The sequence below is a fragment of the Capnocytophaga gingivalis ATCC 33624 genome (assembly GCF_000174755.1).
GTDB lineage: Bacteria > Bacteroidota > Bacteroidia > Flavobacteriales > Flavobacteriaceae > Capnocytophaga > Capnocytophaga gingivalis.
The window spans coordinates 1-7,346 of record NZ_ACLQ01000030.1; the positions used below are offsets into that span (position 1 = coordinate 1).

The window sequence follows — 7,346 nt, forward strand, 5'->3', positions numbered from 1 at the left end:
ATTTTTTTTTGCTGAATGGAATTGTATAAACCTTGCTTCGCAAGATCGGCATTCATCCTATCTAATTTTCCAATAGGCAAAGAGTTTCTTTCACAGAGTTCCCGCAGACTTGTTTCTAATACTGTTCCTGCTATGACTGCGGCGGCTGTAAAGTAGCCAGCTTCGAGAAGAGACTTAGCTTGTTCAAGTTCGCTATCAAACAATTCAGCTTGGATAATTGATTTGTAGGATGTTAAGTAACCACTTTCAAAATCATCCTTGATGGCGATAAATATAGACTTCAACCTTTTGAATTTTCCTTCATTAGTCTCCAACCCTTTTATTTGGTTTGCTTCTGTAAAGGTTACATAGTAAGTAGAAGTGCTTCCACAAATGCTATGAACTAAGTTTTCTGTTTTAGTAACCCATTGAACCAACAGCTCATTATCCACATAAGTACCAGAGGAAAATTGAGATCTGGAAGTAAAAGTGCTTTCAGAAATTCTATTGGCTAAAGACAGTAAATCATCAAAGCGTTGTTGAATTTTATTAGACATTTTTATCCTTGAACGCATAGGTTCGTCATACTAAAAGAGTGTGTAGTTTGGGTCATACTCATCAATAAACTCTGTTGCTCTGCGCTGTATCTCTTCCAAGCAAAGCAAATAGTCCAACCCGTAAGCCAGTGAGATAGGTTTTTCTATTTCAAAAATGAAACAGTCATCGTAGGTGCGCCCGAGCCAGTAACCACCTCCGCTTTCCTTGCTGCGCTGAAAGAAAACGTACCCGCCCGGACGGTAGAAAGGGAGCGTTTCACCCCGATAAACTACCTGATAATTGGTGTCTTTGCCGCCCATATAACCCCTAAAAACATACTGTATTTATATACAGTATGTTTTGGAGGGCTAGACACGTCAATTAACAGATTTAGAAATGCAAGATTTACCACATGTTGTGCATCAAGCTTCAATATGCTCACTACATATTGAATATAGTGTCCGACTACCTGTGTTGATCATAGATAGCTGGCAATTCTCTGTCCCCAAGAAACTTGCGAATGTAAGCTACTGATAGGTCGTGCGGCTGGTCTTGTTGCAGAACTGAAATGTAGTCCTCTACCAGTTTATAAGCCCGCTCGCTGAGTTCGGCTTTCTCTAGATGATCGTCTTGATAGATAACCGTTACCATAGCGAAGGCCAGATTCTTACATCCTCCACCTTTGTAACCCCAGGTATACCCACCAGGGGAAGGGAAAAGATTGCCCTTCTGGATCAAAATAGTTGGTGTGCTCTCTGGATCAGATTGCCATAAGGCGACACCGGCGCCTTCCACGATGCGCAGAAGAATCCTTGCTTTGTTTTCCGTAGGTGGACCAGGATTAACCTTAACTCGGCTAAAGTCAAAATCTGACAGGGTAGGGCGTTTTTCTACAGTCATTTTTACCTCACTTTGGCGATGTTTTTTATATATCATACATATTAGTGAAATGGGCATTTTTTTGGTTAGCTATATTTAGTTACAACTAACTATAGATGGTAGATGATTTGCACTGGCACTGGTTAAAATATTTATTGCTAATTAGGATAAATTATCCTAATATGGTTTATGCGGGGGCGACAGAAAGCCACTCGTTTCGGGAAGGCTAAGCCCTCAAGGGAAACGAATGAAACTTTCAGATGTGGCAACCATAAAGACTAATTATCCTGAAGCTGATTTTTGGATTATTCGTCGAGGCTCTTTAAACACTGTTGGCAAGCCTTCCTATGATTTCTATTCAGAAAGTATCGGGATTAAGGTACTAAGGACAGACATAGTATTACCTCGGTTTTTGTACTATTGCTTTCTTAATATTCATAATCAAGGACGATGGAAGGATTTAGCCAAGGGTAGTTTAAGTCTGGTTAACATCCGGGTTTCTGATGTAAGCTCAATAAAGTTAACGCCGCAATAAAGATAGCAAAAAGGGGAGGGAACCCCTTTATGCTAAAAAATAAAGGAAAATCAAATGCTTGATGATATAAAAAAACACGTAGTTAAGTTTGATTTTGTACATGGCATAATTCAAGGAATTGTTTACTTGAGTATGATGCTTGTGATTTTTAAATATGGTGATCTTAGTAATCCATCAATGAGGTTAGGAGGGTTATTATCCATCATCTCATATATTATCGTTGTAGGTTCTCCAATAGTAAGCAGAAAGTCTAGCGCATGGGATAAAGATTGCTATGAGTTTTATATACTCCCTGCAATAGTATTGATTACCGGCATTGTGGCCTATCTTGGATGTTCTTTCTATTACTGGGATTTGGCGATTAATACTTTAAAAGTATGCGTCTTTAATGTTATCTATTTGTGTTTGAGTCCATTAATGGCGCTTGGTATATATTATGCACGTATATTGGCTACATGGGAGTCATAAGTGAAAGATAAAGATATCATTTCTTTTGATGTTCCAGATGTTTCTGAACAACGTATTTTTCTGCTAGAGCAGGGGGTAGATGAAGGGATTAAAACCTTGAAAAATAATCTTACTGCAAGGCGATTCCCTAAGTCTAAACAGGTTGATTATAACGCTCTTAGCGACAAGTTTTTTCTTACTCAGGATCAGGGTTGGTCTGCGCCGCCTGGTACGCTTGTCGATGCCTGGTTTGAGCAATTTAAATCGTCCTTCCCTGAGTACGGTTCTGATGAAAAGTTAGCCAATCTTTTAGGGATAAGAAGTAAAGGTGCATCAAGGCAGATAAGAGCATTTAGGAGCGGGGAAAAAGATATTCCATATGGCATTTGGCGCCGCTTCCTGGTGATAACTGGCCGTGCATCACAGGAGATTTATCCTGTGCTTGGCATCTTTGATATTGATGAAGGATTTTGAAGTAGATGAGTTTTAAAGATTTCAGAGTCTTTGAAAATGAGTAGGGAACGGCGAGAGACGGAAAAACTTGTTTTTCAGTCGGGTCGACGTTGAGCAACTGAGCGAAGCGAGGGCGGTAGCGATGTTAAAAAACACCAATATCGAAGTAAGAGATAACGTTTTTTACTTACCTAATGCGCGTAAGACCGAAAATGTTACATTGAACGCAAAGACAGAAGTTGGCGCGACTAAGGTATTGAAGCGTATTTTGTATGGAGTTCGGTTATTGCTCGCCTGCGCTCTGCACTATCCACTTATGACAGTGCTTTTACTGTTGCTACGGTTTAGGGTTCCAGCTCTGATTTTAAGCGCTGCATACTGCCTGAATTTCTTTTTTTCGCACAACAAAAATCTGTGGGTATCGGGTGATTTCAGCGCTCTTTATGCAACTGGCATTTGTGTGCTGTTAGTCGCTGTAGAAAGGCTCACAGCCGTAGTAGAATCAGCGAAACCGTTTCACCGGCTGCTTCGTGTAGGCAGTAATTTACATAAATTTGAGATTGGTCAGGTTAACAGTGCTGCAAACGACGACTAAACACGCCATATTGTAAGATATATTTATACATGGTAGTTTACGTGTCAGATTTTGAGATGAACATGGTTAGGCGCGCCAGAAAGCGCTAAGGAAGTGTGGCTAAGGCCATAAAGTAAAAACCCCCTGACTCCTCTTCTACACCTTGGCCGGATGGAAGGAAATCAGGGGGCTTGTACAAACTGCATCGGAAGGATTATAACAGATGTATACATCAAAGCAATCTCCCCGCCCGGCCATAAGTACGGGCTACAGTGCATGATAATTCTCTTTTTCGCTCTCCTTGCGGCCGCGTAAAAAACCCTGATCCTGTTTTCACTCCGAAATCAGGTAGTAGCACTCTTCCATTCAATGAAAAGTTGATGAAAGCCAGCGCTGGGTTTACCTCTAAATTCGTCTTTTCTATGTTCGTGGCCTTTGCCCGTCAACGTGGCGTTCGGCATCGTATGCCGAGACTTGATGTGCGTAAGGCTGTAGAGTCTCTGTTACAAGGGCTTTGCTATCATTACGATCCTTTAGCTGGCCGTGTGAACGTCACACTAACAACACTGGCTATCGAATGTGGCCTTGCCACTGAGTCCGTTAATTTAAACTTGGCCATAACCCGCGCAACTCGTACTCTCAAGTTACTCGAAGTTCTAGGGTTAATTACCTATAAAACTGAGTTCTGCAAAGATTTGGGTTGTAACTTCCCAACCGATATTACTTTCACTAATGACTTTTTTAACGCGATTGAAATCTCTGAAAGAGCTTTAGAAGGCGTTGTGAGAGAACGAGCTGGATGGAAGAATCGAGAGCGTTCAAAGCGTGGGCTACCTGCACTAAGCATTGAAGAGCACATTTCAGAAGCCTGGGGAGCCTTTCGTAAACGTTTTTACGATTATCGGCTCAAGCGTAAGCGTCAGGGCGAAAAGCGCGCAAAAGCCAATCGAGATAAAGAGCGTACACGCCAGGAAATAGAAAATCTGGTAAGACGTGAACTCTCAAAAGAAATCGCCTCCGGCGCTTTCCCTGCTGAGAAAAACGCTGTATTTGATGAGGTTGCACGTCGCGTCAAAGAGCGGCTAATCATGTCCAGAGGCAATTTCACCAGGTTGGCCGCCTAACTCATTATGCCCCCCTCAAATTCTCCGGCGCAGCCGGAGGACTCTTTACGCCTGCACCTTTTTATCATGGCTGTCTACTCCCAAAAATGACGATTTCCCCTTATTGATCTCCTCTTTCGCGTCAAATTCTGCCCCAATTTCATAGTTAGAGCTGGCCTCAATCCTCTTTAGCTTAGTTATCAACTCTTAAGTGCAAGGGAGATACTCCAATGACTGCATTACGGATAGGTTTGTTAAGTGCTTGGAGTCTTTTAAAAGTCTTTTATTAGTTATCTTTTAAAAAGAATACCTATTCAGCACCTGTCCTGTGGACAGTAATAATGACTTCGCTTGCTATGGCTTGCAGCCATGCCGCTCAGAGAATAAGTAGCTCCCATCGTTCCGATGGGCAAAAAGTGAAAGTAGGCTCACTGATCGATGTCCACTGTAGCGCCACCTGTCCCGGCCAAAGGCCGGAAACAGTTCGCGCTATAATGGATGGTGTAACTACATCATTCACTTCGATAAAATTGCTATAGGTTTAACGTACACGCTCGTAAGCGTCCTAAAGGCCGCTAACGCGGAGATACGCCCCGGCTGCGGCTTTGCCTTGCCGTGACCACTCCGACCGCGCAATGAGGGGCTTAAGTTGGTTTTAGGCCGCATGGCTTGCAGGGCGAAGTGGGGTTTAGCAGAATATGATTTAACGTAGCCGCCTACGGCGGGCTACCGCCGACGTTTAAGAAAGGCGTTCTCTGTGGCAGCAGTTGTCGGCTTCCTTTAAAAACCCTGAAACCTGTTGTTGTTTGGGACCAGGCTGTTTTATCAGCCTGGAGGTTAAGAAGGGATGTTTAACTTTGAAATCCGTTGGTGGGATTACATTTGCTGTTAATCGTTAACAGCGGGCCTGGTGATATTTAAAGTATAAAATTTAGGCTTCTATATAAGCCTGATGATAGTTAATTGCTTATTTTGCTGATGCTTTTTTTAATAGGTCGTGTAATTCACTGCATAATTTTTCAGCATGGTGGATAGTATTAAGATAAGGGTTATGCGATGAATTATTTTTATTAAGATGAATTTCCAGAATTGTCTGAGCTAATGCGTCGTCAATTGTGTAAAAATAGCATTCTGGATAGTTAAGGACTGCCGCTATTTTTACCATCAAATTAAATGACGGCTCAACCCTGCCAACTTCATAGCTGGAAATTCTGGAACGGATATTTATTCCTTCCACATCAACCAGTTCTGCAAGTTTCTCCTGCGATATACCGGCGTTCTTTCTGGCGTCTCTCAGTCGTTTAGGAATCATAATTTTCTCCACTATTTTTAGCATCTTACAAACTTCCCTGTCCTACTTTGTATGATTATCTAATCAATGGTTGTTTATTCATACATCAGGTGTATAATGTATTAACAATGTTAAGGTTGACCTGCGCCAATCAGAATCTGTATATTTATACAGTAGTTTCTGTAAGGTTAGGATTTCCCTGCATTAATTTGAGTTAAGTCACATAGTTCTATCGCTCTTTATCATCGATGGGGTTTGCCCCGCAGCAATGCGGGATTCTGACGTTTTATTGTTTTTCTGGTGCCTGGGATCTGCCCTTTGCACCATAAAAGCAATAACCGGAGGGAATCTATGACAGTCGTAATCACCTTAATGGCATCCGATAATGCCAAAAACAGGCGCAGAATGAGACGCGCATCTGAAAGGGAACAAGAGTCAGATAAAGAGCGAGAAGAAAGACGCAATTATTATTTGTCTAATAAGGGGTGTGTGAAAGCAGCTAAAGCTGTTAAGGCTGTAGATATATCAGGTCCAATTATTTCAAGACAAAATAGAGCAAACCCCGACGCTTCTCCTCCGCGTAAAACTAATTCTGATCGCTATACTCGCCTTACCTGTAGGGCAAGACAGAAAGTTAAATTAGGAGAAAAACCCCTCATCAAATATTGAATTTCCTTTTTCACAATCCAGTCGCTTAAGCGGCTTTTTTTTGCTTAAAATTCGGGAGTTAGATAATTAATGCCACCTCCGCAAGATAATGAATCTACCAGCGCGATTGTTTATATAGGTAAGGAGCGCTGGCAATCAGCGTGTAAACACGCAAGAGATATTTCCTTTCACGCTCAATCAAACGTCAAGCCAAGTTCATTTGTTCAATACGTTCTTGATAATTTTAGCGATCAGGCTCGTGCCGCGCTTCTCATGGAGCTGCGTCATGAGTCGCCAAAAAAGGAGTGAAAATGATGAGCAGTAAGCCAACACATACAGCTTTTCTGACTCAAGAATATGAGCAGGCAGGCGAGAAAAAAACTATGTGGCATCGGGTCGGTTCGGTGTGGCCGCACAATGCCGGTAACGGTATGACGCTTGTGATCACGCCTGGCATGTCGGTAAGTGGAAAAGTAGTGATCATGCCTGTGAAGGATGACGAGGCACCAATCAACTTTTGAGCGGAGGCCGTTTATGCTTAGCACTGCTGCTTTTATGGCAATTGCTATGCAGTGTGCCGTTTCAGTCCATCCCGATACCGCGCACGACGTAGCTAAAACAGAGTCCGGCTTTAACCCTTATGCAATAGGAGTCGTTAACGGTAAATCCCTTTTTCCTTCCTCTAAAGCTGAGGCTTTAGCGCATGTTAATGAGCTGAAAGCAAAAGGAAAAAATTTCTCTGTCGGACTGATGCAAATCAATAAGACTAATTTTTCAAAGTACGATGTTACCGCCTCTCAGTTGTTCGATCCCTGCACCAACCTCAAGGTTTTTGAAAAGATAATTATCGATTGCTACCGGCGCGGCGGCTCTCTCAAAAGGGCGCTTAGTTGCTATTAC

At 42.3% G+C, this 7,346-nt stretch carries 11 protein-coding genes; 7 read left to right on the top strand and 4 right to left on the bottom strand.

The genetic code is table 11. The annotated features are described in order from the left end of the window. The 3 genes from CAPGI0001_RS10580 to CAPGI0001_RS10590 form a co-directional block, all read right to left on the bottom strand. A partial coding sequence (locus tag CAPGI0001_RS10580) for a HEPN domain protein (protein WP_040360280.1) occupies positions 1-536 on the bottom strand: 536 nt, incomplete at its 3' end. Positions 537-566: 30 nt separating this feature from the next. Continuing rightward, positions 567-836 carry a hypothetical protein gene (locus tag CAPGI0001_RS10585; protein WP_002669959.1) on the bottom strand — a complete coding sequence of 90 codons (270 nt, stop codon included), beginning with the start codon at positions 834-836 and terminating at the stop codon, positions 567-569. Between the two features lie 145 nt (positions 837-981). Then, a complete protein-coding gene (locus tag CAPGI0001_RS10590; protein WP_040360289.1) occupies positions 982-1,416 on the bottom strand; it encodes a DUF6166 domain-containing protein in 435 nt (144 codons plus the stop codon). A gap of 568 nt (positions 1,417-1,984) precedes the next feature. Between CAPGI0001_RS10590 and CAPGI0001_RS10595 the strand changes: the two genes are divergently transcribed. From CAPGI0001_RS10595 to repA, 4 genes are all read left to right on the top strand, one after another. After that, positions 1,985-2,398, top strand: a complete 414-nt coding sequence (locus CAPGI0001_RS10595) for a hypothetical protein (protein WP_040360282.1) — start codon at positions 1,985-1,987, stop codon at positions 2,396-2,398. After that, the gene (locus tag CAPGI0001_RS10600; protein WP_050769249.1) at positions 2,399-2,851 is read left to right on the top strand and encodes a hypothetical protein; all 453 of its coding nucleotides are present in this window, start codon (positions 2,399-2,401) and stop codon (positions 2,849-2,851) included. A 121-nt stretch (positions 2,852-2,972) separates the two neighbouring features. Continuing rightward, positions 2,973-3,425, top strand: coding sequence for a hypothetical protein (locus CAPGI0001_RS10605; protein ID WP_155813475.1), 453 nt, complete (start codon positions 2,973-2,975; stop codon positions 3,423-3,425). Positions 3,426-3,676: 251 nt separating this feature from the next. Further along, a complete protein-coding gene (gene repA / locus CAPGI0001_RS10610) occupies positions 3,677-4,528 on the top strand; it encodes a plasmid replication initiator RepA (RefSeq protein ID WP_050769250.1) in 852 nt (283 codons plus the stop codon). Between the two features lie 946 nt (positions 4,529-5,474). Here the strand turns inward: repA and CAPGI0001_RS10615 are convergent. Next, a complete protein-coding gene (locus tag CAPGI0001_RS10615; RefSeq protein ID WP_040360292.1) occupies positions 5,475-5,819 on the bottom strand; it encodes a helix-turn-helix transcriptional regulator in 345 nt (114 codons plus the stop codon). A gap of 384 nt (positions 5,820-6,203) precedes the next feature. On the opposite strand from CAPGI0001_RS10615, the gene CAPGI0001_RS10620 reads away from it, so the two are divergent. The 3 genes from CAPGI0001_RS10620 to CAPGI0001_RS10635 all read left to right on the top strand — a co-directional run. Beyond that, positions 6,204-6,467: a hypothetical protein gene (locus tag CAPGI0001_RS10620; protein ID WP_155813476.1), complete on the top strand. Its 264-nt coding sequence runs from the start codon at positions 6,204-6,206 to the stop codon at positions 6,465-6,467. Between the two features lie 290 nt (positions 6,468-6,757). Further along, positions 6,758-6,967 (top strand): hypothetical protein, encoded by a 210-nt coding sequence (locus CAPGI0001_RS10630; RefSeq protein ID WP_050769251.1) that lies wholly within the window; start codon positions 6,758-6,760, stop codon positions 6,965-6,967. A gap of 13 nt (positions 6,968-6,980) precedes the next feature. Further along, positions 6,981-7,346 (top strand): lytic transglycosylase domain-containing protein (locus CAPGI0001_RS10635; protein WP_002669960.1); only part of this gene is annotated, 366 nt, incomplete at its 3' end.

Coding starts and splice junctions, on each gene's coding strand:
- CAPGI0001_RS10585 (WP_002669959.1), bottom strand. CDS start 836: ATGGGCGGCAAAGACACCAATTATCAGGTAGTTTATCGGGGTGAAACG.
- CAPGI0001_RS10590 (WP_040360289.1), bottom strand. CDS start 1,416: ATGACTGTAGAAAAACGCCCTACCCTGTCAGATTTTGACTTTAGCCGA.
- CAPGI0001_RS10595 (WP_040360282.1), top strand. CDS start 1,985: ATGCTTGATGATATAAAAAAACACGTAGTTAAGTTTGATTTTGTACAT.
- CAPGI0001_RS10605 (WP_155813475.1), top strand. CDS start 2,973: ATGTTAAAAAACACCAATATCGAAGTAAGAGATAACGTTTTTTACTTA.
- CAPGI0001_RS10615 (WP_040360292.1), bottom strand. CDS start 5,819: ATGATTCCTAAACGACTGAGAGACGCCAGAAAGAACGCCGGTATATCG.
- CAPGI0001_RS10620 (WP_155813476.1), top strand. CDS start 6,204: ATGAGACGCGCATCTGAAAGGGAACAAGAGTCAGATAAAGAGCGAGAA.
- CAPGI0001_RS10630 (WP_050769251.1), top strand. CDS start 6,758: ATGATGAGCAGTAAGCCAACACATACAGCTTTTCTGACTCAAGAATAT.